Origin of the sequence: Massilia sp. TWP1-3-3, from assembly GCF_049897805.1 — a bacterium.
In the GTDB taxonomy this organism is placed as follows: Bacteria; Pseudomonadota; Gammaproteobacteria; order Burkholderiales; family Burkholderiaceae_D; genus Telluria_A.
Genome location: NZ_JAFCWX010000010.1, coordinates 11,939 through 35,426, shown reverse-complemented (window position 1 = coordinate 35,426; position 23,488 = coordinate 11,939). Strand labels below are relative to the sequence as shown.

Sequence of the window (23,488 nt, the reverse complement as noted above, 5' to 3'; positions counted from 1 at the left end):
GACACAAGCTGAATATGACAAGCAAAATTGAAAACCTGGCCGCAACCCTGGCATCCGTGCTGGGCGAGGGCGCAAGCGTCAAGACGGCGCTGGGCGAAGTGACGCTCGTCGTCAAGGCGGCCGACTATTCGGCCACCATGCTGACCCTGCGCGACCATCCCGCCTTGCGCTTCGAGCAATTGCTCGATGTGTGCGGCGTGGATTACTCCACCTACGGCGAAGGCACCTGGGATGGCTTGCGCTTTGCCGCCACCTCGCACCTGCTGTCGATCACGCACAACTGGCGCGTGCGCGTGCGCGTGTTCGCGCCCGACGACGAGATGCCGGTGCTGGACTCGATTACCCCGATCTGGCGCGCCGCCAACTGGTACGAGCGCGAAGCGTTCGACCTGTACGGCATCCTGTTCGAAGGCCACAACGACCTGCGCCGCATCCTGACCGACTACGGCTTCATCGGCCATCCGTTCCGCAAGGACTTCCCGATTACCGGTTACGTCGAAATGCGCTACGACCCGGAGCAGAAGCGGGTGATCTACCAACCCGTGACGATCGAGCCGCGTGAAATCATTCCGCGCGTGATCCGCGAAGAAACCTACGGGATGAACCCAGGGGCTAAACACCATGGCTGAAATTAAGAACTACACCCTGAACTTCGGACCGCAGCACCCGGCAGCGCACGGCGTGCTGCGCTTGGTGCTCGAGCTCGACGGCGAAGTCATCCAGCGCGCCGACCCGCACATTGGCCTCTTGCACCGCGGTACCGAAAAGCTGGCCGAGACGCGCACCTACCTGCAGTCGGTGCCGTACATGGACCGTCTGGACTATGTGTCGATGATGGCCAACGAACACGCCTACGTGCTGGCGATCGAAAAGCTGCTTGGCATTGAAGTGCCGCTGCGGGCCCAGTACATCCGCGTCATGTTCGACGAAATCACGCGCTTGCTGAACCACCTGATGTGGCTGGGCGCGCACGCGCTTGACGTGGGCGCCATGGGCCCGTTCCTGTACGCTTTCCGCGACCGCGAAGACCTGTTCGACGCCTATGAAGCTGTTTCGGGCGCACGTATGCACGCGGCATACTACCGTCCGGGCGGCGTGTACCGCGACCTGCCGGATGCAATGCCCAAGCACAAGGCATCGATCATCCGCAGCGCCAAGGCGATCGACGAACTGAACGAACACCGCAAGGGTTCGCTGCTCGACTTCCTGGAAGACTTTTCGACCCGTTTCGTCAAGTACGTGGACGAATACGAAACGCTGCTGACCGACAACCGTATCTGGAAACAGCGTACCGTCGGCATCGGCGTGGTCTCGCCTGAAGACGCGCTGGCCATGGGCTTTACCGGCGCCATGCTGCGCGGTTCGGGCGTGGAGTGGGATCTGCGTAAAAAGCAGCCCTACGCCGTGTACGACAAGATGGAATTTGATATTCCCGTTGGCACCAATGGCGACTGCTACGACCGCTACCTGGTGCGTATTGAAGAGATGCGCCAGTCGAACCGCATCATCAAGCAAGCCATCACGTGGCTGCGCGCCAATCCGGGCCCGGTCATGGTCGACAACTACAAGGTGGCGCCGCCGTCGCGCACCGACATGAAATCGAACATGGAGTCGCTGATTCACCACTTCAAGCTGTTCACCGAAGGCTTCCACGTCCCGCCGGGCGAGGCGTATGCCGCAGTGGAACATCCGAAGGGCGAGTTCGGCATCTATATCGTCTCCGATGGCGCCAACAAACCGTACCGCCTGAAGATTCGCGCTCCGGACTATGCCCACCTGCAAAGCCTGGACGAGATGGCGCGCGGACACATGATCGCGGACGCGGTCACCATCATCGGCACCCAAGACATCGTATTCGGAAGTATTGACCGGTAAGCAGGTCATTCCTGACCCGTGGCACCATTGAGGCAAAAAAACATGTTGTTATCAGAGCAGTCATACAAAAAAATCGACCGTGAAGTCGCCAAGTTCCCGCCTGACCATAAAGAGTCGGCAGTCATGGCGGCGCTTGCCATTGCCCAGGATGAAAAAGGCTGGCTCCCGCCGGAAGTGATGCAGGACGTTGCCGACTACCTGGGCATGCCAGCCATTGCCGTGCAGGAAGTTGCCACGTTCTACAATATGTACAACGTCAAGCCGGTCGGCAAATACAAGATTTCCGTCTGCACCAACTTGCCATGCCAGCTGTCCGGCGGCGAGAAGGCGGCCCAGTACATGAAGGAAAAGCTCGGCATTGGTTTTCGCGAAACCACCGCTGACAATCAATTCACGCTGGTGGAAGGCGAGTGCATGGGCGCCTGCGGCGACGCACCGGTCATGCTGGTCAATAACAAGCGCATGTGCAGCTGGATGTCGAACGACAAGATCGACGCACTCGTCGAGGAACTGAAGAAATGACCTCACTCCATAATCGCCACATCGCCCCGCTGATCTTGGCTGGCCTGGACGGCAAGAACTGGCATTTGCAGGATTACGTGAACCGCGGCGGCTACAGCGCGCTGCGCCGCATCCTGGAAGAAAAAATCACGCCTGAACAGGTGATCGCGGAATTGAAGGCATCGAGCCTGCGCGGTCGCGGCGGCGCCGGTTTCCCGACGGGCTTGAAGTGGAGCTTCATGCCGCGCCAGTTTCCTGGCCAAAAATACCTCGTCTGCAACACCGACGAAGGCGAGCCTGGCACGTTCAAGGACCGCGACATCATCCGCTACAACCCGCACGCGCTGATCGAAGGCATGGCCATTGGCGCTTACGCCATGGGCATCACCGTGGGTTACAACTATATCCACGGCGAGATTTTTGCCGACTACGACCGCTTTGAAGAAGCGCTGGAAGAAGCGCGCGCCGCCAACATGCTGGGCGAGCGCATCCTGGGCAGCGAGTTCACGTTCCAGCTGCACGCTTTCCACGGTTACGGCGCCTACATTTGCGGCGAAGAAACGGCCTTGCTGGAATCGCTCGAAGGCAAGAAAGGGCAGCCGCGCTTCAAGCCGCCTTTCCCTGCCTCCTTTGGCCTGTACGGCAAGCCGACCACGATCAACAATACCGAAACCTTCGCTGCAGTGCCATGGGTCATCAACATGGGCGGCGAGGCGTACGCCAAGCTTGGCAAGCCAAACAATGGCGGCACCAAGATCTTTTCGATGTCGGGCGACGTCGCATTGCCAGGCAACTATGAAGTTCCGATGGGCACGCCGTTTTCGGAGTTGCTCAAGCTCGCGGGCGGCATGCGCGACGGCAAAAAAATCAAGGCAGTCATTCCTGGCGGCTCGTCCATGCCAGTGCTGACGGGCGAAGTCATGATGGCCACTGACATGGACTACGACTCGATCGCGAAAGCGGGCTCGATGCTCGGTTCCGGTGCCGTCATCGTCATGGACGAGACGCGCTGCATGGTCAAGTCGCTGCTGCGCCTGTCGTACTTCTATTACGAAGAATCTTGCGGCCAGTGCACGCCGTGCCGCGAAGGCACGGGCTGGCTGTACCGCATGATCCACCGCATCGAGCACGGCCAGGGTCGCGCCGACGACCTGGACATGCTGCTCTCGATCGCCGACAACATCCAGGGCCGCACCATTTGCGCGCTGGGCGATGCGGCGGCGATGCCGGTACGGGCCATGATCAAGAACTTCCGCGAAGAATTTGAATATCACATTGAGCACAAGCGCTGTATCGTGCCCGCTTATATCTAAGGCCAGAGAAATCTCATGGTTGAAATTGAAATTGACGGTATTAAAGTTGAGGTCCCACCAGGTTCCATGGTGATGGACGCAGCGAACAAGATCGGGACCTATATCCCGCACTTCTGCTATCACAAGAAATTGTCGATCGCTGCCAACTGCCGCATGTGCCTGGTTGAAGTGGAAAAGGCGCCCAAGCCTTTGCCGGCTTGCGCCACCCCTGTCTCGGCCGGCATGATCGTGCGTTCGAACAGCGAAAAAGCGGTTCAGGCGCAAAAATCGGTGATGGAATTTTTGCTGATTAACCACCCGCTCGATTGCCCGATCTGCGACCAGGGCGGCGAATGCCAGTTGCAAGACTTGGCAGTTGGCTACGGCAAGTCGCACTCGCGCTACGAAGAAGAAAAGCGCGTCGTGGCGCCAAAAGAAGCCGGTCCGCTGATCTCGATGAACGAGATGACCCGTTGCATCCACTGCACCCGCTGCGTGCGTTTCGGCCAGGAAGTGGCCGGCGTCATGGAACTGGGCATGCTGGGCCGCGGCGAGCACGCTGAAATTACCTCGTTCGTCGGCAAGACGATCGACTCTGAAGTGTCGGGCAACATGATCGACCTGTGCCCGGTTGGCGCACTGACGTCGCGTCCTTTCCGCTACACTGCGCGGACCTGGGAACTGTCGCGCCGCAAGTCGATCAGCCCGCACGATTCGCTCGGCACCAATTTGATCGTCCAGGTCAAGGGCGGCAAAGTGATGCGCGTTCTTCCTCTGGAAAATGAAGCGATCAATGAATGCTGGCTGTCGGACAAGGACCGTTTTTCGTACGAAGCGCTGGACAACGATTCGCGTTTGACCAAGCCGATGTTGAAGCAGGGCGGCCAGTGGCAGGAAACTGACTGGCAGACTGCACTCGAATACGTCGCGCACGGCCTGCGCAACATCAAGCACGAGCATGGCGCGGACAGCATTGCCGCCATCGGCACCGGCCATTCGACGGTGGAAGAATTGCACTTGCTGGCCAAAGCCATGCGTGGCCTGGGCACCGAAAACATCGACTTCCGCCTGCGCCAAAGCGACTTCGCCCTTGGCGGCGATGTGATTCCTTGGCTCGGCATGCCGATCGCAGAACTAAGCACCGTCAAGCGCGCGCTGATCGTCGGTTCCTTCCTGCGCAAGGATCACCCGCTGGTCGCCACGCGCCTGCGCGCCGCCGTCAAGGCTGGCGGCAAGCTGTCGATCGTGCACGGGTCGGACGACGAGCTGTTGATTCCAACGGCGAACAAGATGATTGCTGCGCCTTCGGATTGGCTGGCCGCCTTGTCGGAAATCGTCGCTGCCGTAGCAACCGCCAAAGGCGTCGCCGCCCCTGCAGGTTTTGGCGATATCAAGCCGTCCGAGTCCGCCAACAAGATTGCAGCGAGCCTGAACACTGGCGACGCAGCCGTACCAGCAGTTGTCCTGATGGGCAACGCTGCAGCGCACCACCCGCAAGCGTCCGCACTGCACGCCGCTGCCCAGTGGATTGCCGAGCAGACCGGCGCCAAGTTCGGCTACCTGACGGAAGCAGCAAACACCGTCGGCGCCTACCTGGCCGGTGCTGTTGCCAAGAATCCGCAAGCGCTGTTCGAGACGCCTAAAAAAGCCTACGTGCTGCTCAATGCCGAGCCTGAGCTGGACGCTGCCAACCCGCAGCAAGCTAGAGCCGCGCTTGACGCTGCTGAAATGGTGGTCGTCATGTCCGCCTTCCAGCATGGCTACGAGTACGCCGACGTGCTGTTGCCGATCGCGCCGTTTAGCGAAACGTCCGGCACCTACGTCAATTGCGAAGGCCGCGCGCAAAGTTTCAACGGTACCGTTAAGCCGATGGGCGACGCCCGTCCGGCCTGGAAAGTACTGCGCGTGCTGGGCAACTTGCTGAGCGTTCCCGGCTTTGACTACGACACCTCGGAAGCCGTGCGCGACGAGTTGTTCGGCAAAGGCGTGACCGATTTGTCGGGTAAATTGAACAACGCATCGAAAACGGCTGTGTCGTGCGCGTCGTTCGGTACCTCGGGCGCGCTGGAACGCGTGACCGACGTGCCGATCTATTTCGCCGACGCCATTGCGCGCCGTTCCGAGCCGCTGCTGCGCACCGCCGACGCCAATATGCCGCTGGTGCAACTGCCTGCCGCGCTGGCCGAGAAGCTGGGCGTAAAAGCCGGCGACAAAGTCAAGGTCACGCAGGGCTCCGGCTCGGCGATCCTGGTGGCGGGCATCGATGCCCGTCTGCCGGCGAACGCGGTGCGTGTTGCCTCGTCGCATGCCGCAACGTCCACCCTGGGTGCGATGTTCGGCGCCATCGCGGTTGAAAAAGCAGGGGAGGCTATCTGATGCCCGAAATGATTAATAGCATCAACGCCTGGGGCACGACCAATATCGGCTACGTGTGGCCCGTGATGTGGACCATCGCCAAGATCATGTGCGTGCTGCTGCCGTTGATGGGCCTGGTTGCCTATGCAACGCTGTGGGAGCGAAAACTGATCGGCTGGATCCAGATTCGTATCGGCCCCAACCGCGTCGGCCCTGCCGGCCTGCTGCAGCCGATTGCCGATGCCTTGAAGCTTTTGTTCAAAGAAATCGTGGTACCGGCCAAGGCGTCGTCCGGCCTGTTCATCCTCGGTCCTATCATGACCATCATGCCGGCCCTGGCCGCATGGGTGGTGGTGCCTTTTGGCCCTGGCCTGGCGCTGGCCAACGTCAACGCCGGCTTGCTGCTGTTGATGGCGATTACCTCGATCGAGGTGTACGGCATCATCATCGCGGGCTGGGCGTCGAACTCGAAATACTCGTTCATGGGCGCCATGCGTGCTTCGGCGCAAATGATTTCGTATGAAATTCCGATCGGCTTTGTGCTGGTGGTAATTTTGATGGTATCGGGCAGCCTGAATTTCTCCGACATCGTCAGCATGCAAAACAAGGGCTGGGGCGTGGAACACGGCGTGAGTTTTGTGTCGTGGAACGTGCTGCCGCTGCTGCCGCTGTTCGTGGTGTATCTCACGTCCGGTCTTGCCGAGTGCAACCGCAGCCCGTTCGACGTCGTCGAAGGCGAGTCCGAAATCGTTGCCGGCCACATGGTCGAGTACTCGGGCATGTCGTACGCGATGTTCATGCTGGCCGAATACGCCAACATGATCCTGATCGGCACGCTCGCGGCCATCATGTTCCTGGGCGGCTGGCATGCACCGTTTGGCTTCCTCGAAGTGGGCGGCACGCTGGGCGGTTTCCTGGGCTTCTTCTGGCTGTTTGCCAAAGCGTTCTTCATCGTCTCGCTGTTCATCTGGGTGCGTGGTACTTTCCCGCGCTACCGCTATGACCAGATCATGCGCCTGGGCTGGAAAATCTTCATCCCGGTGACGCTGGTGTGGTTGGTATTGGTCGCGGGCATCATGCAGACGTCCTGGAATATTTGGAAGTTGTAAGGAACAAGGACAATGACTCAAATTAAAGACTTTTTCAGCAGCATGCTGCTGGTCGAACTGTTCAAAGGCCTGGCGCTGACGGGCAAGTACATGTTCGCACGCAAGATCACCGTGCAATACCCGGAAGAGAAGACCCCGATGTCGCCTCGCTTCCGCGGTCTGCACGCGCTGCGCCGCTACCCGAACGGGGAAGAGCGCTGCATCGCCTGCAAGCTGTGTGAAGCGGTGTGCCCGGCAATGGCGATCACGATCGAATCGGAACAGCGCGACGACGGTTCGCGCCGTACCACGCGCTACGACATCGACCTGACCAAGTGCATCTTCTGCGGCTTTTGCGAAGAATCCTGCCCGGTCGATTCGATCGTCGAGACGCACGTGCTCGAGTACCACGGCGAGAAGCGCGGTGACTTGTACTACACCAAAGAGATGCTGTTGGCTGTCGGCGACCGCTACGAGCCCGAGATCGCTGCCGCACGTGCCGCTGACGCTCCTTACCGTTAATCTGCACCTCTTCTGGGTTAGTTATGGAATTTAAAACAATTATGTTCTACGTGTTCTCGGTGATCATGCTGTTCGCCGCAACACGCGTCATCACTGCCAGGAACCCGGTTCACGCGGCGCTGTTCCTGGTGCTGGCGTTCTTCAATGCGGCCGGCATCTGGCTGCTGCTGCAGGCGGAATTTTTGGCCATTGTGCTGGTGCTGGTGTATGTCGGCGCCGTCATGGTGCTGTTCCTGTTCGTGGTCATGATGTTGGATATTAATATCGACAAGATGCGCGAAGGGTTCTGGTCCTACCTGCCGATTGCCACCACCATCGGCGTGGTGATCGTGCTCGAGATGGCTGCCGTCCTGTGGCGCGGCTTCCTCGATTTTGAAGACCAGAGTGTCATCCATGGCAACATCGGCGGCACCAAGCAATTGGGCCTGCTGATCTACACCAAGTACATCTACGGCTTTGAGATCGCCGCGGCGATCCTGCTGGTGGCTATTGTCGCCGCCGTCGCGCTCACGCTGCGCAAGCGCAAGGACACCAAGGCATTCAACCCGGGCGACGCCGTGCGCGTCAAGCGCAACGACCGCCTGCGCATCGTCAAGATGGCAACGGTCGACCAGCCGGCCATCGACGCCGCATCGAAGGCAGCTGCACTGGCCGCCGCCGAAGCCCAGGACGCCGCCTCGAAAGAAGCCGTCAGCAAGGAGACCAAATGACTTTAACGCTCGCACACTACCTGGTCCTGGGCGCGATCCTGTTCGCGATTTCGATCGTGGGCATTTTCCTGAACCGTAAAAACGTCATCGTGCTGTTGATGGCCATTGAATTGATGCTGCTGGCGGTGAACATGAACTTCATCGCGTTCTCGCACTATTTGGGCGACGCGGCAGGGCAGATCTTCGTTTTCTTCATCCTGACCGTCGCAGCCGCCGAATCGGCAATCGGCCTTGCGATCCTGGTGGTCATGTTCCGTAACCTGGACACGATCAACGTCGAAGACCTGGACCGCCTCAAAGGCTAAGCGTTTCAACGCTCGGCCCCTTGGCTTGCAGTTAACACTAGAATAAACAACGATTAAGGTTCAACATGGCGGGTACTCTCAACCCTAACCTCCTGCTTGCAATTCCCCTTGCGCCGCTGGCCGGCGCAGTGATTGCAGGCTTGTTCGGTACGAAGTTCTTTGGCGATATGGTCGGGCGCAAGACGTCGCATACGGTGACGATCGCGGGCGTGCTCATTGCCCTGGTGCTGTCCGTGATCACGCTCATGGATGTCAATAGCGGCGGCTGGTTCAACGGCACCATTTACAACTGGATGACGGTCGGCCCCCTGAAAATGGAAGTCGGCTTCCAGATCGATGCGCTGTCGGCGATGATGATGTGCGTGGTCAGCTTCGTCTCGCTCATGGTGCACATCTACACCATCGGCTACATGGCCGAAGACCCGGGCTACAACCGCTTCTTTGCCTATATCTCGCTGTTCACGTTCTCGATGCTGATGCTGGTCATGGCGAACAACTTCCTGCAACTGTTCTTCGGCTGGGAAGCAGTGGGCCTGGTGTCGTACCTGCTGATCGGCTTCTGGTACACCCGTCCTACCGCGATCTTCGCGAACATGAAAGCTTTCCTGGTGAACCGCGTGGGCGACTTTGGCTTCATCCTTGGTATCGGCCTGCTGCTGGCGTTTGCCGGTACCATGAACTACCAGGAAGTGTTCGCCAAGAAGACCGAACTGGCCGCGCTGCTCTTGCCGGGCACCGACTGGATGCTGCTGACGGTTGCCTGCATTTGCCTGTTCATTGGCGCGATGGGCAAGTCGGCCCAGTTTCCGCTGCACGTCTGGCTGCCTGATTCGATGGAAGGCCCGACTCCGATTTCCGCACTGATCCACGCCGCGACCATGGTCACGGCAGGTATCTTCATGGTGGCGCGCATGTCGCCGCTGTTTGAATTGTCCGACACGGCGCTGTCGTTCGTGCTGGTCATCGGTTCGATCACCGCACTTTTCATGGGCTTTTTGGGCATCATCCAGAACGACATCAAGCGCGTGGTTGCTTACTCGACGCTCTCGCAGCTGGGCTACATGACGGTGGCGCTGGGTTCGTCCGCCTACTCGGTCGCCGTGTTCCACCTGATGACGCACGCCTTCTTCAAGGCGCTGCTGTTCCTGGGCGCCGGTTCCGTCATCATCGGCATGCACCACGACCAGGACATCCGCAACATGGGCGGCCTGCGCAAGTACATGCCGATCACCTGGATCACCGCGCTGCTTGGCTCCCTGGCGCTGATCGGCACCCCGTTCTTCTCGGGTTTCTATTCGAAGGACAGCATCATTGAAGCGGTGCACGCAACCCATATCTGGGGCGCAGGCTTTGCCAACTTTGCGGTACTGGCCGGCGTATTCGTCACTGCCTTCTACTCGTTCCGCATGTACTTCCTGGTGTTCCACGGCGAAGAGCGTTTCGGAAAAGCGCACACGGATGACCATAGCCACGGCCATGACTCGGACGCGCACAATGAAGAAGACGCTCATGACCATGACGACCACGCGCACCACGGCCTCGCCCCGGGCCAGAAGCCGCACGAGTCGCCGCTGGTGGTCACGCTGCCACTGATCCTGCTGGCCATCCCGTCGGTGATCATCGGCGCCATGACGATCGGCCCGATGCTGCACGGGGACTTCTTCAAGGGCGTCATCACCGTGGCCGAAAACCACGAAGCGATGAAAGAGCTGGCGCACGAGTTCCATGAAGTGGACGGCTGGCTGGGCATGGCAACCCACGCCTTGATGACGGCGCCGTTCTGGTTGATGCTGGCCGGCGTAGGCTCGGCCTACTACTGCTACATGGTCAACCCGCGCGTGCCGGCATGGTTCTATGCCAAGTTCAAGGCGGTCCACACGCTGCTGGACAACAAGTACTACATGGACAAGTTCAACGACGTGGTGTTCGCCGGCGGCGCGCGCCTGCTCGGCGGCGGCCTGTGGAACGTGGGCGACAAGGGCCTGATCGATGGCGTCATCGTCAACGGCAGCGCCAAAGTGGTCGGCTGGATGTCGTCCATCATCCGCGGCGGCCAGACCGGCTATATCTACCATTACGCGTTCGTGATGATCATCGGCGTGCTCGGCGCACTGATGTACTTCCTCCCGTTCTGGCACGCTTAACAAGACCGCAAAGATAACGACAACATGAATTCTCTCCCGTATCTGAGCCTGGCGATCTGGCTCCCGATCATCTTCGGCGCACTGATTTTGTTTATTGGCCGCGATGACAATCCTGGCCTCTCGCGCTGGCTCGCCTTGGCTGGCGCCATCGTCAGCTTTGCCATCACGCTTCCGCTGCTGCAAAACTTCGACAACGCCGCGCACGGCATGCAGTTTGCCGAAGAAGCGCCGTGGATCGGCCAGTTCGATATCTGGTACCGCCTGGCAGTGGACGGCTTGTCGCTGTGGTTCGTGCCGCTGACCGCCTTCATCACCGTGATCGTCGTGATCTCGGCCTGGGAAGTAATCGAAAAGCGCGTGGCCCAGTACATGGGTGCGTTCCTGATCCTGTCGGGCTTGATGATCGGCGTGTTCAGCGCCATGGACGGCCTGCTGTTCTACTTCTTCTTTGAAGCGACCTTGATCCCGATGTTCATCATCATCGGCATCTGGGGCGGCTCGAACCGCGTGTACGCGTCGTTCAAGTTCTTCTTGTACACCTTCCTGGGTTCCTTGCTGACGTTAGTGGCCATCATCTACCTGTACAACGCCTCGGGCAGCTTCAATATTCTCGACTGGCACAAGCTGGCGTTGACCTCGCGCGAACAGACCTTTATTTTCCTGGCTTTCCTGGCGGCATTTGCCGTCAAGGTGCCGATGTTCCCGGTCCACACCTGGCTGCCGGACGTCCACGTCGAAGCGCCAACGGGCGGCTCGGCCGTGCTGGCCGCGATCATGCTGAAACTGGGCGCGTACGGCTTTCTGCGGTTTTCGCTGCCTATCACGCCGGATGCATCGATCGCGATGGCCCCTTTCATCATCACGCTGTCCTTGATCGCGGTGATCTACGTCGGCCTGGTCGCACTGGTCCAGAAAGACATGAAAAAACTGGTCGCCTATTCGTCGATCGCGCATATGGGTTTTGTGACGCTGGGCTTTTTCATGTTCAACCAGATGTCCGTCTCGGGTGGCATCGTGCAGATGATTTCTCACGGCTTCATTTCCGGCGCAATGTTCCTTTGCATCGGCGTACTGTATGACCGCATGCACTCGCGCGAAATCGCCGACTACGGCGGGGTGGTCAACACCATGCCGAAGTTCGCAGCCTTCATCGTGCTGTTCTCGATGGCGAACTGCGGCTTGCCTGCGACGTCCGGTTTTGTCGGCGAATTCATGGTGATTTTGGGCGCGGTCCAGTACAACTTCTGGATCGGCATGCTGGCTGCCACGGCATTGATCTTTGGCGCGGCTTACTCGCTGTGGATGGTCAAGCGCGTGGTGTTCGGCGCCATCGCCAACAAGAACGTCGCCGCACTGGTCGACTTGAACAAGCGCGAATTCCTGATGCTGGGAATCCTGGCGATCGCTGTGATCGCAATGGGCCTTTACCCGGCGCCATTCACCGATACGATGCAAACTTCGGTTGCTGACTTGATCGCACACGTCAAAGTGTCGAAACTGCGGTAATAAAACAGACTATGAACGAAATTATCAATCCAAATCTGGTCCCGGTTTACGCCGAAATCTTCCTGCTGGTCGCCGCCTCGGCGATCCTGCTGATCGACATGTTCCTGTCGGAGTCGCGCCGCACGCTGACCTATGTGCTCTCGCTGGCCACGCTGGCCGGCTGCGCGTACCTGAGCTGGGGCGACTACGCCGCCGGCACCACGGTCTACACCTTCTACAACATGTTCGTCTCGGATCCGATGTCGAACCTGCTCAAGATGTTCACCTATCTGGCTGTGGCCATGACGCTGATTTACTCGCGCCAGTACGTGGGGCAGCGCGGCATGGTGTCCGGTAACCTGGGCGGCGAATTCTACGTGCTGGCGCTGTTCGCGCTGCTCGGTCAGATGATCATGATCTCGGCCAACAACATGCTGATCGTGTACCTGGGCCTGGAACTGATGTCGCTGTCGCTGTATGCGCTGGTGGCGCTGCGCCGCGACCATGCGGTGTCGACCGAAGCTGCGATGAAGTACTTCATCCTCGGCGCGCTCGCTTCCGGCTTCCTGTTGTATGGCATCTCGATGCTGTACGGCGCGACCGGTTCGCTCGACATCGGCGAAATCGCGAAGTTCATCGCCACCGATCCACGCGCCAACGGGACCGTTCTCGTCTTCGGTATCGTATTCGTGGTTGCCGGCCTTGCCTTCAAGCTGGGAGCCGTACCGTTTCACATGTGGGTTCCGGACGTCTACCAGGGTTCGCCAACGGCCGTGACGCTGTTGCTGGGCGCTGCGCCAAAGATTGCCGCTTTCGCCATCTGTATTCGCCTGCTCGCCGAAGGACTGTTCCCGCTCGCGATCAAATGGCAGCCGATGCTGATGGTGTTGGCCGTGCTGTCGCTGGCGATCGGCAACCTGACTGCCATCGCGCAGACCAACCTGAAACGCATGCTGGCCTATTCGACCATCGCGCAAGTAGGATTTGTTTTGCTTGGCCTGATGTCGGGCGTGGTAGCAGGGCGTGAAGACCCGTCGCTGGCGATGGCCTCTGCCGCCTACAGCTCGGCGATGTATTACATTATTACCTATGTCTTGACTACGCTTGGCACCTTCGGCTTGATCATGCTGCTGGCGCGCTCCGGTTTTGAAGCGGAAGAACTCGCCGACTTCAAGGGCCTGTCCAAGCGCAGCCCGTGGTTTGCGACCGTGATGTCGATCCTGCTGTTTTCGCTGGCCGGCGTGCCGCCGATGATGGGCTTTGCCGCCAAGTTCGCAGTGCTGCAATCGGTGCTCAATACCGGTGCCGTGTGGCTGACCGTGGTGGCGGTGATGTTCTCGCTGATCGGCGCGTTCTACTACCTGCGCGTGGTCAAGGTCATGTGGTTCGACGAACCGCTCGATACGGTGCCGCTGGCCGTACCGTTTGACATGCGCGCCACCTTGACCGCCAACGGCATCGCCATCGTGGTGCTGGGTATTTACGCCGGTCCGTTGCTGGCGGCCTGCTCGAACGCGATGCTCAAGACGCTCGCCAGTTGATGGATATTTGATGGATGTGTCAATCTCAAGCTGGTTGGTGATCGCGCTTGCACTGGTGTTCGCCAACCTGCCGTATGTGACTGAAGCTCTGTTTGGCATCATTGCGCTCAAAGGCAGGAAGCACGCGTGGACGCGCGTGCTTGAGCTGCTTGTTCTATACTTTGCCACTGGTGCGGTCGCGTATGCGCTCGAAGCCCGGATCGGCAATGTCTTCACCCAGGTCAGGGAGTTCTACATGATCACGGTGCCTCTCTTTGTCGTGCTCGGGTTTCCCGGCTTCGTCTATCGCTACCTGCGCAAGCAACACGCTTAAACGAACCGGGAGTTGGCAGCATGGATTCACAGCTTGAAGAAACCCGTATTGACGGCAGTGTGGTCTATGACGGCCCATTCCTGAAGGTCACCAGCGACCGTGTCAGCCTGCCTGACGATTCGGTCGGCATGCGCGAATATATCAAGCACCCCGGCGCCGTCGTGATCCTGGCGCTGTTCGACGACGGCCGCGTGCTGCTCGAACGCCAGTTCCGCTACCCGCTCGGGCGCGTCTTCATCGAGTTCCCGGCCGGTAAAATCGACCCGGGCGAATCCACGCTCACCTGCGCCAAGCGCGAACTGCAGGAAGAAACCGGCTACACCGCCAGCAACTGGCAGTTCCTGTGCACCATCCACAATGCCATCGCCTACTCGGACGAGCACCTCGACCTGTTCGTCGCGCGCGGCTTGACCGCCGGCGAGGCCAAGCTCGACGAGGGCGAGTTCCTCGAGACTTTCACCGCTACCGTGCCCGAAATGCTGGCCATGGTGCGCAGCGGCGCCATCACCGACGTCAAGACCATCATCGGCGCCTTCTGGTTAGAGAAGATCGCAGCCGGCGCGTGGCAAAGCTGAATCACAGCGCCATGAGAGCGATCCTGTTGTTGGTCATGCTGTGCTGCGCGAACCTGGCGCACGCCTCGCGCACGCTGTTCCAGGTGCGCTGCGAAGACACCATGGCCCGGGCCGTGACGGTGATGTCGACCCAGGAAAATGGGTATTCGATCGACAATTCAAAGTCCTTTCGCGCGCTTACTGCGCTCAAGGGCGGCGCACCGGCCAACGCCTATGTGCTGGGACTGACGCGCACCCAGTCGCGCCTCGAGATCGACCTGAACGGCAGCATCTTGCAAGATCCGCTGTCCGGCTACGAGTGCATTTCGCCGCGCATCGGCGTGTCGCTGTACTACATTCCGATCGTGATTTACATCGGCAGAGAGTTTTCGCCGGGAACCTGCGCATATGATGAAATTCTTGCTCATGAGATGCGCCATCTCAAGACCTATCTTGACCATTTGCCGAAAGTGGAGTCAGTGGTACGCAAGGCGTTGTCGGACCGTTTCGATAACAAGCCGCTGTACGCGCGTTCCGGCCAGGCGCGCGCGGCGCTGCAGCGCGAGGTCGACACCGGTTGGATGCCCTACATGAAACGCGAGCTGATCAAGGTCGAAGAAAAACAGGCGCTCATCGATTCGCCGCAAGAATATGCGCGACTGAGCAGAGTTTGCCAAGGTGAGGTACAGTCCCTTATCGGACCGGCCCAAAAAACGAGAAGATAAATCAATGACCCAGCAAGCGCCCAACTACGTTGCCCTGATTCCGGCCGCCGGCGTCGGCGCGCGAATGGCGGCCGACGGGCCTAAACAGTATCTGCCCATCGCCGGCAAACCCATGCTGCGGCACACCATCGACGCCTTTCTGGCCAGCCCGCTCGTCGCCCACGTCTACGTGGTCGTCAGCGCGGCGGACCCGTACATCGACGCGCTCGTCTCTGGCATTGACGCCAGCGCCCGCGTAACCGTGCTACGCTGCGGCGGCGCCTCGCGGCTCGCCTCGGTGCAAAACGCGCTGCACCTGCTCGGCGGGACCCTCGACGCGCAGGACTGGGTGCTGGTGCACGACGCCGCGCGGCCTGGCTTGAACGCGGCGCTGATTGAAAAACTCATTATTAGCGTTGGCGGGCACGCCGTTGGCGGCCTGCTCGCGCTGCCGGTGGTTGATACCGTCAAGCGCGAAGGCAGCGCTGTCTCCGCCGTTTCCACAATACCGCGGGACGGCTTGTGGCTTGCGCAGACCCCGCAAATGTTCCGCTACCGGCTGCTGCGCGACGCGCTTGCAGCGGCCACCGACGCCAGCATCATTACCGATGACGCCAGTGCGGTCGAAGCAATGGGCGCCTCGCCCATGCTGGTCGAAGGACATCCCCGTAATTTGAAAGTGACGCTGCCCGCCGACATCCGGATCGCCGAGATGTACCTGGCCGCGCCTTAACCTGACTATTGTGAACATATATTATGGCTCTGGCTTCCTATAACCTCGCACCCCCGTTTCGCATCGGGACCGGCTACGACTGCCACGCCCTCGTCGAGGGCCGCAAGCTGGTCATCGGCGGCGTGACGATTCCCCACAAGACTGGCCTGTTCGGCCACTCCGACGCCGACGTGCTGCTGCACGCGATCATCGACTCCATGCTCGGCGCGGCCGGGCTGGGCGACATCGGCAAGCACTTCCCCGACACCGATCCCATGTTCGCCGGGGCCGACTCGCGCACCTTGCTGCGTGAAGTGGCGCACCGCGTGGTGGCGACCGGTTACACGATCGGCAATATCGACGCCACCATCATCGCGCAGTCGCCCAAGATGGCGCCGCACATCGCGCAGATGGTCTCCCGCGTCGCCGAAGACGTCGGCGTCTCGCCCCAGCAAATCAACATCAAGGCCAAGACCAACGAGAAGCTCGGTTATCTTGGCCGCGAAGAAGGCATGGCGGCCGAGGCGATCTGCATGCTGATCAAAACACCGGCCGCGTAGTTCGGCGCACCCGGGAATAGCAAAGCGATAACGCCCACTACAGCCGTATCATTCGGTATGATGATCGCTTGCTAACGATCGGGAATGCCGAATGATCTTCATGTACGTGATTGTGGCGGCCATTGCCGTCATCATGCTCGCCTTGCTGGTGGCGCCAGCCGAACTGACCGCGCTCGGGCTCTGGTTCGAACGGCGCATCGGCGGCCTCGAACTGAAACGTGCGCACGTCGACGGCTTCGACATGCCTTACCTTGAAGGCGGCAAGGGCGAGGTCCTGCTGCTCATTCACGGCTTTGGCGGCGACAAGGACAACTTCACCCGCATCGCGCGCTTTCTCACGCCGCACTACCGCGTGATCATTCCGGACTTGCCCGGCTTTGGCGACGCCTCCCGCAACCTCAAGGCCAGCTATACCATGGCCGAGCAGGTCGGTCGCATCCACGGCCTGGTCACCGAGCTTGGCATCACGCGCTTGCACATGGGTGGCAATTCGATGGGCGGCTTCATCGCCGCGCAGTTCGCCGCGCCGTATGGCCATATGGTTGCCAGCCTGTGGCTGCTCGACCCGGGGGGCACCGTCGCTTCCCACAGTTCAGCCATGCTGCTCAACTACCAAAAGACCGGCAAGAATCCGCTGCTGGTGGAGAAGGTCAGCGACTTCAACGAAACGATCCGCGCCACGACCCACAAGGCGCCGTTCCTGCCCGGCTTTGTGCGCCAGACGCTGGGCCGGCGCGCGGTGGCCGACTTGGAGCTGCACACGCGCATCATGAAACACATGGCCGAGTCGCCCCTGCTTGAGCAAACATTCAAGCCGATGGACACGCCGGCGTTAATCGTGTGGGGCGCCGAAGACCAGATCCTCAACCCGGCCGGCGCAGAATCGTTCCGCCAGTTGTTCCCCAATTCGCGCGTCATCATCATGGAGGGCATCGGGCACTTGCCGATGGCCGAAGCGCCCGAGCAAACGGCCAAGGACTACCTGGCGTTTCGCGCCTCGCCGCTTTTGACAATCGGGCGCGAACGATGAACAATATCGGCTTCTGACCGCCGCCATTCAACCTGAGGAATTGCCATGCTAGCCGCCACCCCCGTCGATGTCGCCCCGCTTGAATGCGAAATGAGGCCGTACATGACGACGCTGTACGCCGACCCCGCCAAAAAATCCAAGGTCAACTTGCCGCTGGGGGCGACACTGAGAAAGTGTTCGTCGCCGGCCGAGGGTTCGCAAGTGCTGACCGCGCCCGACAGCGGCGGCACCGAGATGTGCGTGTTGTACGAGTTCGGCGTGGACGCCAACAAGGCTGATGTCCAGATCGGCAAGATGAGGACTGGCGTGGGCAAGTCGCTGGCCGACAAAAAGTGTCCGGCGATCGACTACGGCAAGCAAAGCTATCCGGGCAAGGATTACTTTTTCCTGTCCGATAACGTCCCTCTGCCCAACGCGTTCGCCATCAAGGCGCGCGTGGAAACCGCCGGCCTGGCCTTCTTGAAGGACGAGCAGAAAGCGCGCAAGGATGGCAAGCCGGCGATCGACTTCGGCAACTCGCCCCTGGGCGTGGCCTCGATTTCGCAGGCGCCCGCGCTCGAGTGCCGTCAGCATGCGAGTTTTTTCGAGGGGCGCTATGCTGCCTGCTACCGGGCCGAGTTTTACAACAAGGCGGTCAGGGGAGGGTGGACGCTGCTCATCGCGCTCAACAAAAAGCGCGAGTACCAGTTCATTGAAAGTGCGCACGAACTCAAGGGCGCCGCTACGCGCTAGCGAACGCGCTCAGGCGATATCGAACACCAGGCACGTGGTCGTCGCAAACGCGTACAGCTTGCCGTTCGCGTCCGTGATCCGACCCTCGGCAATGCCTACCTGGGCGCCGAGGTTGACCACTTTTCCTTCCGCCCGCACCGGGCCGGTCTTGTCGGTCATCGCGCGGATATAGTTCACCTTCAGTTCCAGCGTCGTATAGCCTTTGCCGGCCGGGAGCAGCGTGTGGATCGCGCAGCCGACCGCCGTGTCGAGCAGGGAAGCGGCATACCCGCCATGCACCACGCCGCTCGGATTGTAGTGCGCCAGCGTGGGCGAGCCCTGAAATACCGTCACGCCCGGCGCCACCGAAATCGGCGTGATGCCCAGCAGTTCGGCAATGGGGGCGGGCGGCAGGGTGCCGTTGCCGATCGCGCCGAGGAACTCGATGCCGCTGCGGTTTTTCAGCTCGTCGCGGGCCGCAACGCCGGGTGCGGCCAGCACTGCGCGCGTCGCCGCCGCCTCGTCCAGCCATTGCTGGCGTTTATCTGTGTTTTCCATAAGCGCGTCCTTTTTTTTGATCGGGTTAACAGCAAAGTACACAAAGCGTGTAGATGCACTATAATCCATTTCAGCGAACATGTGTAATTGCACCTATATGGATTGCAACTGCGTGTCCTTGCACCTATCTGAAGACATCCATGACTGACCTGATCGAAAAGCCGCTTGGCTGCACCTGCTTCAAACTGCGTAAACTCACGCGCGCCATGTCGCGCCTGTATGACCAGCACATGGCCACGGTCGGTCTGAAGACTACCCAATACAGCCTGCTGGTAAACGCCGCGCGCGCCGCTCTGCCGGTGGCCGAACTTGCCGACATCCTCGGGCTTGATCGCACCACGCTTACGCGCAATCTCAGGCCGCTGCTGGACGCGGGCTGGGTCGAGCTCAAGAGCGGGGCCGACAGCCGCCAGCGCATCGTCACCATCACCGGCTCCGGGCGCCAGATGCTCAAGCGCGCCTACATCGCCTGGCGCCGCGCGCAAACCGAATTTGAAACGCGGATGGGGCGCGACGCCGTACGCGCGCTGCACCAGCAACTGGAAACCACCATGATCCAACTGACCCCTTTGCTCGAGGATGCAAGCCATGAACACGCACAATGACATGACGCCGCGCGCGGCCTGGATGCTGATCCTGGCGGCCGCCGCGATCCTGATGATCACCATGGGCGCGCGCCTGACCACGGGTTTGTTCATGTCCCCGATTAACACCTCGACCGGGCTTGGGATTGCCAGGATCAGCTTTGCGATGGCGATCGGGCAGTTTGTCTGGGGTGCCGTGCAGCCCGTGTTCGGCGCCGTGGCCGACAAGTGGGGTTCGGCCAAGGTCATCATCCTGGGCGCCTTCATGCTGGCCATCGGCACGGCGCTCACGCCCTTCGTCAGCTCGCAGTGGGGGCTGATCCTGTGCATGGGCATCCTGAGCGCGGCGGGGGCGGGCGCCGGCTCGTTTTCGATCCTGATCGGGGCCACCGCGCAGCGCCTGCCGGCCGAGCGGCGCGCCTTTGCATCGGGCTTCATCAACGCCGGCGGCTCGTTCGGGCAGTTCGTGTTCGCGCCGCTGATGCAAGCCATCATCGGCGGGGCGGGCTGGGTCATGGCCATGCTGACCATGGCGGCGGCCACGCTGCTGACCATTCCGCTGGCCTGGCCGCTGCGCAAGTCGGCGGGGCTGGCCAAGGCCGGTCCTGCGGCCTCGCTCAAACCGGTCGAAGCACCCGGCATCGGCCTTGGCGCGCAAATAAAAATCGCGCTCAAGGACCCCAGCTACCTGTTCCTGCACGCCGGCTTTTTTACCTGCGGCTTTCATATCGCCTTTCTGGTCACGCACCTGCCGGGCGAAGTCGCGCTGTGCAATTTGTCGCCGAGCGTGTCGGCCATGGCGCTGGCGCTGATCGGGCTATTCAATATCGCGGGCAGCCTGTCGATGGGCGCCTTGTCGTCGCGCTACCGCATGAAGACCCTGCTGGCATTGCTGTATGCGAACCGCGCGCTGATCATCGGCGCGTACCTGCTCGCGCCCAAGACGCCGATGACGTTTTACGTGTTCGCCGGCGCGCTTGGCTTTACCTGGCTTGCCACGGTGCCGCCGACCGCCGGGCTGGTGGGCAAGCTGTTCGGCGTACGCTACCTCTCCACGCTGTTTGGCCTGACGCTGCTGTCACACCAGACCGGCGCGTTTTTCGGCGCGTGGCTGGGCGGCCTGTCGTTCGTCACCTACGGCGACTACACCTGGATGTGGTACGCCGACATCGTGCTCGCGCTGGCTGCCGCGCTGATCAACCTGCCGATCCGCGAGGCGCCCGTGGCGCGCGGACCGGCGCTCGCGGCCAAGGCGTGACATGGCGCGCGATCTTTACGCCTACCGCGACGTGGCGGTTGAATCGTTCATCGACCAGCGCAGCGGCCTGCTGCGGATTCGCCCGATGGCGGGGCAAGCGTTCGCGCCCAGCCTGGCCGTGCAGTGTTCGCGCCGCCTGGTCGACGCCAGCGTGTACCCGGCGGGCACGCGTTTCCTGGTGTCGGCCAAGCTGACCGACCGGCTGGGCGGCACGCCGTTCCTGTACGTGTATCACGCCGATCCGGTGCTCGTGCTGACGCCTGCCCAGGCCAAAAAATTCCTGGGTGAATTCCGGCGCGGCCGAATATAGCAGGCGGGTAGGGTGTTCCAGCGGAACGGCGCTGTGGTGTGAAAATGCTACTATTTGGGGCGATACGCTGCGATACACCGACTAATTTCTGAGAGGAACGCTATGGCTACGAGAAAAATCGCTGTGATTGTGGGCAGCTTGCGCACGGAGTCGTTCAACCGCAAGGTTGCCAAGACGTTGATGCTGCTCGCGCCGCCCCAGCTGGACATGGAGATCGTCGAGATCGGCCAGCTCGCGCTCTACAACCAGGACGATGACGCTGCGCCCCCGGCCACCTACGTGGAATTTCGCGACAAGATTCGCCAGTTCGACGGCGTCCTGTTCTGCACCCCGGAATACAACCGCTCCATGCCCGGGGTACTGAAAAACGCGATCGATGTCGGCTCGCGCCCCTATGGCCAGAGCGCGTGGGAAGGCAAACCATGCGCGGTAGTGAGCGCGTCGCCGGGCGCCTCCGGCGGCTTTGGCGCCAACCACCACTTGCGCCAGTGCCTGGTGTTCTTGAACATGCCAGCCATGCAGCAGCCCGAAGCTTACCTTGCCAAGGCCGACAAACTGTTCACCGGCGACGAGCTGACCGACGAACATACGCGCCCCTTTTTGCAAAAGTTCATCGACGCCTTTGCCACCTGGGTCGAACGCCACGCGGACTAGTTCGCTTCCCGTCAATTCTCCACTTCGCGCCGCCCCAGCAGAATGGCCGAGACGGCCAGCAGCGCCGCGCCGACCACTGCGGCGAGCATCATCGCGTGCTGCTGCTTGGCCGGATCGCTACCCAGCATCGCCATGATCGGATACGACCATGGATACCAGACCCAGTAAGTGGAGCTGCCGATCTGCTGCGCCCCCATGGTGGCGACCACGCCTACCGCCAGCGGCAGCACCAGGTTCTGGAAACGCCAGCTGATCGCGTGCTGGAACACCAGTACCGGGATGCAGGTCAGCGCCACCTTGCCCAAGATGGTCAGCAGCTCGATCGACAAGGCGCCGTCCATGGGCGCCCCCGCCAGCAGCAGGCCGCCGACCGTGAGCAGCGTGGCGCCCAGTAGCACCAGCGTCGAACCCACCACGAACAACCAGGCCAGGATGCCCTTGACGACAAACAGCTGCAACTGCAACAACGGCAACGTGAGCATCAGGCGCCAGGTCTGGTTCTTGTGTTCCTGGCCGTTGAGCAAACCGGTGATCAAGGCCATATACAGCGGCATCATGAAGTACGACCACGAACCCGTAATGCCGGTCCAGTAAAAGAACCACTGCCTGGCATCGATCTGCGCGATGTCGTGGCGCTTGACGAGCATGGCGAAGTTCAGCAGCACCACCACCAGCGGGATGACGAACATCATCAATAGCGCCAGCGAGCGCCGGATCTTGAGCAGTTCTACCGCAACGAGCTTACGAAACATGGTGCTCCCCCAAAAACCATTGTTCAAGCGACGGCGTGTGATACACCGACTGGTACAGCCGTATCCCCGCATGCACCAGCAGCGCGTGCACGCGGTCGGCATGGTGCCGCTCCACGCCTGACACCCGCAACTGCCCGCCTTCGGTGCGTTCGACCTGGTAGGCGGCGCCGGAGAGCAACTGGTGCGCGCGCGCAATGTCGCCCACGTCGATCGCCAGCGCGCCCGTCTGCTGCGCCAGCAAGTCGTCGATTGGCGCCTGGAAACGCACGGTGCCGCCCTTGAGCAGCGCCACATGGGTGGCCGTCTTTTCGATTTCCGCCAAGTTGTGGCTGGAGATAAAAATGCTGGTACCGTTGACGGCCGGCAGCGACTTGAGCAAGGTGCGAATGTCGAGCGTGCCTTCGGGATCGAGGCCGTTGGTCGGCTCGTCCATGATCAGCAGGCGAGGCGAGCCCAGCAGGGCGTGGGCGATCGCCAGGCGCTGCTTCATTCCCAACGAGAACTTGCCGATCAAGCGCCCGCGGGTTTTCTCGAGCTTGACCAGTTCCAGCACCCGCCCCACCTCGGTTGGCGCCAAGTCCTTGATGATGCAGCCAATGCGCAGGAATTCGTCGGCATTCAAGTTGGGGTACAGGCTGGGCGCGTCGACAATGGCGCCGATCTGGCTCAGGATGGCGCGGCGCTCTGTGCGCACGTCCATGCCCAGCACGTCGATGTCGCCGCGGTCGGCCCGCAACAGGCCGGTGATCATCCGAATCACCGTCGACTTGCCTTCACCGTTGTTGCCCAGGAAAGCAAAAATGCTGTGCTCGGGCACCGCCAGGCTGAGTCCGTCAATCACTTGGTGCTTGCCGAAGGCCTTGCACACCCCGCTCATCTGGATGACGTGGGAAATCATGATTTACCTTGGATCTGTTTTAATTAGTCAATATTAGCGGCGTGCCTTGGCTCAATCTTGCGCCAAGCGACA

General features: G+C 60.8%; 26 protein-coding genes. 23 read left to right on the top strand and 3 right to left on the bottom strand.

From position 1 onward, the window contains the following. Window positions 1-14 precede the first annotated feature (14 nt). The 19 genes from ACP7D4_RS11930 to ACP7D4_RS11840 all read left to right on the top strand — a co-directional run bounded on the left by ACP7D4_RS11930 (window position 15) and on the right by ACP7D4_RS11840 (window position 18,423). On the top strand, window positions 15-629 hold the full coding sequence (locus ACP7D4_RS11930) for an NADH-quinone oxidoreductase subunit C (protein ID WP_426209276.1): 615 nt from the start codon (window positions 15-17) through the stop codon (window positions 627-629). Next, entirely contained in the window at window positions 622-1,875 is a 1,254-nt protein-coding gene (locus ACP7D4_RS11925; protein ID WP_426102672.1) for an NADH-quinone oxidoreductase subunit D, read from the top strand. Before ACP7D4_RS11930 ends, ACP7D4_RS11925 begins: the two co-directional genes overlap by 8 nt. Before the next feature lie 42 nt (window positions 1,876-1,917). After that, entirely contained in the window at window positions 1,918-2,397 is a 480-nt protein-coding gene (nuoE, locus tag ACP7D4_RS11920; protein WP_426102674.1) for an NADH-quinone oxidoreductase subunit NuoE, read from the top strand. Continuing rightward, entirely contained in the window at window positions 2,394-3,689 is a 1,296-nt protein-coding gene (gene nuoF, locus ACP7D4_RS11915; RefSeq protein ID WP_426102676.1) for an NADH-quinone oxidoreductase subunit NuoF, read from the top strand. The genes nuoE and nuoF overlap by 4 nt, the downstream gene beginning before the upstream one ends. 15 nt (window positions 3,690-3,704) lie before the next feature. Then, window positions 3,705-6,044: an NADH-quinone oxidoreductase subunit NuoG gene (gene nuoG, locus ACP7D4_RS11910; RefSeq protein WP_426209274.1), complete on the top strand. Its 2,340-nt coding sequence runs from the start codon at window positions 3,705-3,707 to the stop codon at window positions 6,042-6,044. Then, complete coding sequence (nuoH, locus tag ACP7D4_RS11905; RefSeq protein WP_426209272.1) at window positions 6,044-7,132, top strand: NADH-quinone oxidoreductase subunit NuoH; 1,089 nt, start codon at window positions 6,044-6,046, stop codon at window positions 7,130-7,132. Before nuoG ends, nuoH begins: the two co-directional genes overlap by 1 nt. Window positions 7,133-7,144: 12 nt before the next feature. Continuing rightward, window positions 7,145-7,633: an NADH-quinone oxidoreductase subunit NuoI gene (gene nuoI / locus ACP7D4_RS11900; protein ID WP_426102682.1), complete on the top strand. Its 489-nt coding sequence runs from the start codon at window positions 7,145-7,147 to the stop codon at window positions 7,631-7,633. A 23-nt stretch (window positions 7,634-7,656) separates the two neighbouring features. Further along, window positions 7,657-8,343 (top strand): NADH-quinone oxidoreductase subunit J, encoded by a 687-nt coding sequence (locus ACP7D4_RS11895; protein ID WP_426102684.1) that lies wholly within the window; start codon window positions 7,657-7,659, stop codon window positions 8,341-8,343. Next, window positions 8,340-8,648 (top strand): NADH-quinone oxidoreductase subunit NuoK, encoded by a 309-nt coding sequence (gene nuoK / locus ACP7D4_RS11890; RefSeq protein WP_426102686.1) that lies wholly within the window; start codon window positions 8,340-8,342, stop codon window positions 8,646-8,648. The genes ACP7D4_RS11895 and nuoK overlap by 4 nt, the downstream gene beginning before the upstream one ends. Window positions 8,649-8,713: 65 nt before the next feature. Beyond that, complete coding sequence (gene nuoL / locus ACP7D4_RS11885; protein ID WP_426209271.1) at window positions 8,714-10,792, top strand: NADH-quinone oxidoreductase subunit L; 2,079 nt, start codon at window positions 8,714-8,716, stop codon at window positions 10,790-10,792. Between the two features lie 24 nt (window positions 10,793-10,816). Next, the gene (locus ACP7D4_RS11880) at window positions 10,817-12,298 is read left to right on the top strand and encodes an NADH-quinone oxidoreductase subunit M (protein WP_426102690.1); all 1,482 of its coding nucleotides are present in this window, start codon (window positions 10,817-10,819) and stop codon (window positions 12,296-12,298) included. Window positions 12,299-12,309: 11 nt separating this feature from the next. Further along, entirely contained in the window at window positions 12,310-13,818 is a 1,509-nt protein-coding gene (nuoN, locus tag ACP7D4_RS11875) for an NADH-quinone oxidoreductase subunit NuoN (RefSeq protein WP_426209270.1), read from the top strand. Between the two features lie 10 nt (window positions 13,819-13,828). After that, window positions 13,829-14,131 carry a DUF2818 family protein gene (locus ACP7D4_RS11870; protein WP_426102694.1) on the top strand — a complete coding sequence of 101 codons (303 nt, stop codon included), beginning with the start codon at window positions 13,829-13,831 and terminating at the stop codon, window positions 14,129-14,131. A gap of 20 nt (window positions 14,132-14,151) precedes the next feature. Beyond that, window positions 14,152-14,706, top strand: a complete 555-nt coding sequence (locus tag ACP7D4_RS11865) for an NUDIX domain-containing protein (RefSeq protein WP_426102696.1) — start codon at window positions 14,152-14,154, stop codon at window positions 14,704-14,706. 11 nt (window positions 14,707-14,717) lie between these two features. Then, window positions 14,718-15,410: a hypothetical protein gene (locus ACP7D4_RS11860; protein ID WP_426102698.1), complete on the top strand. Its 693-nt coding sequence runs from the start codon at window positions 14,718-14,720 to the stop codon at window positions 15,408-15,410. 4 nt (window positions 15,411-15,414) lie between these two features. After that, window positions 15,415-16,122, top strand: coding sequence for a 2-C-methyl-D-erythritol 4-phosphate cytidylyltransferase (ispD, locus tag ACP7D4_RS11855; protein ID WP_426209268.1), 708 nt, complete (start codon window positions 15,415-15,417; stop codon window positions 16,120-16,122). A gap of 23 nt (window positions 16,123-16,145) precedes the next feature. Beyond that, window positions 16,146-16,661: a 2-C-methyl-D-erythritol 2,4-cyclodiphosphate synthase gene (gene ispF, locus ACP7D4_RS11850; RefSeq protein ID WP_426102702.1), complete on the top strand. Its 516-nt coding sequence runs from the start codon at window positions 16,146-16,148 to the stop codon at window positions 16,659-16,661. Window positions 16,662-16,752: 91 nt separating this feature from the next. Further along, window positions 16,753-17,691: an alpha/beta fold hydrolase gene (locus tag ACP7D4_RS11845; RefSeq protein ID WP_426102704.1), complete on the top strand. Its 939-nt coding sequence runs from the start codon at window positions 16,753-16,755 to the stop codon at window positions 17,689-17,691. 45 nt (window positions 17,692-17,736) lie between these two features. Beyond that, window positions 17,737-18,423 (top strand): hypothetical protein, encoded by a 687-nt coding sequence (locus ACP7D4_RS11840; protein ID WP_426102706.1) that lies wholly within the window; start codon window positions 17,737-17,739, stop codon window positions 18,421-18,423. A gap of 9 nt (window positions 18,424-18,432) precedes the next feature. On the opposite strand, the gene ACP7D4_RS11835 is transcribed toward ACP7D4_RS11840, so the two are convergent. Further along, complete coding sequence (locus tag ACP7D4_RS11835; RefSeq protein WP_426209266.1) at window positions 18,433-18,960, bottom strand: PaaI family thioesterase; 528 nt, start codon at window positions 18,958-18,960, stop codon at window positions 18,433-18,435. A 140-nt stretch (window positions 18,961-19,100) separates the two neighbouring features. Here ACP7D4_RS11835 and ACP7D4_RS11830 point away from each other — a divergent pair, with 140 nt between their 5' ends. The 4 genes from ACP7D4_RS11830 (at window position 19,101) to ACP7D4_RS11815 (ending at window position 21,766) form a co-directional block, all read left to right on the top strand. After that, window positions 19,101-19,565: a MarR family winged helix-turn-helix transcriptional regulator gene (locus ACP7D4_RS11830; protein ID WP_426102710.1), complete on the top strand. Its 465-nt coding sequence runs from the start codon at window positions 19,101-19,103 to the stop codon at window positions 19,563-19,565. After that, window positions 19,549-20,802, top strand: coding sequence for an MFS transporter (locus ACP7D4_RS11825; protein WP_426209265.1), 1,254 nt, complete (start codon window positions 19,549-19,551; stop codon window positions 20,800-20,802). Before ACP7D4_RS11830 ends, ACP7D4_RS11825 begins: the two co-directional genes overlap by 17 nt. A 1-nt stretch (window position 20,803) precedes the next feature. Beyond that, a complete protein-coding gene (locus tag ACP7D4_RS11820) occupies window positions 20,804-21,112 on the top strand; it encodes a hypothetical protein (RefSeq protein WP_426209263.1) in 309 nt (102 codons plus the stop codon). A gap of 102 nt (window positions 21,113-21,214) precedes the next feature. Further along, window positions 21,215-21,766, top strand: coding sequence for an NADPH-dependent FMN reductase (locus tag ACP7D4_RS11815; protein ID WP_426102716.1), 552 nt, complete (start codon window positions 21,215-21,217; stop codon window positions 21,764-21,766). 11 nt (window positions 21,767-21,777) lie between these two features. Here ACP7D4_RS11815 and ACP7D4_RS11810 read toward each other — a convergent pair whose 3' ends face one another. Together ACP7D4_RS11810 and ACP7D4_RS11805 are read right to left on the bottom strand one after the other, a co-directional pair. Next, window positions 21,778-22,518, bottom strand: coding sequence for an ABC transporter permease (locus tag ACP7D4_RS11810; protein WP_426102718.1), 741 nt, complete (start codon window positions 22,516-22,518; stop codon window positions 21,778-21,780). Then, window positions 22,508-23,416 carry an ABC transporter ATP-binding protein gene (locus ACP7D4_RS11805; protein ID WP_426209262.1) on the bottom strand — a complete coding sequence of 303 codons (909 nt, stop codon included), beginning with the start codon at window positions 23,414-23,416 and terminating at the stop codon, window positions 22,508-22,510. The genes ACP7D4_RS11810 and ACP7D4_RS11805 overlap by 11 nt, the downstream gene beginning before the upstream one ends. Between the last annotated feature and the right edge of the window lie 72 nt (window positions 23,417-23,488).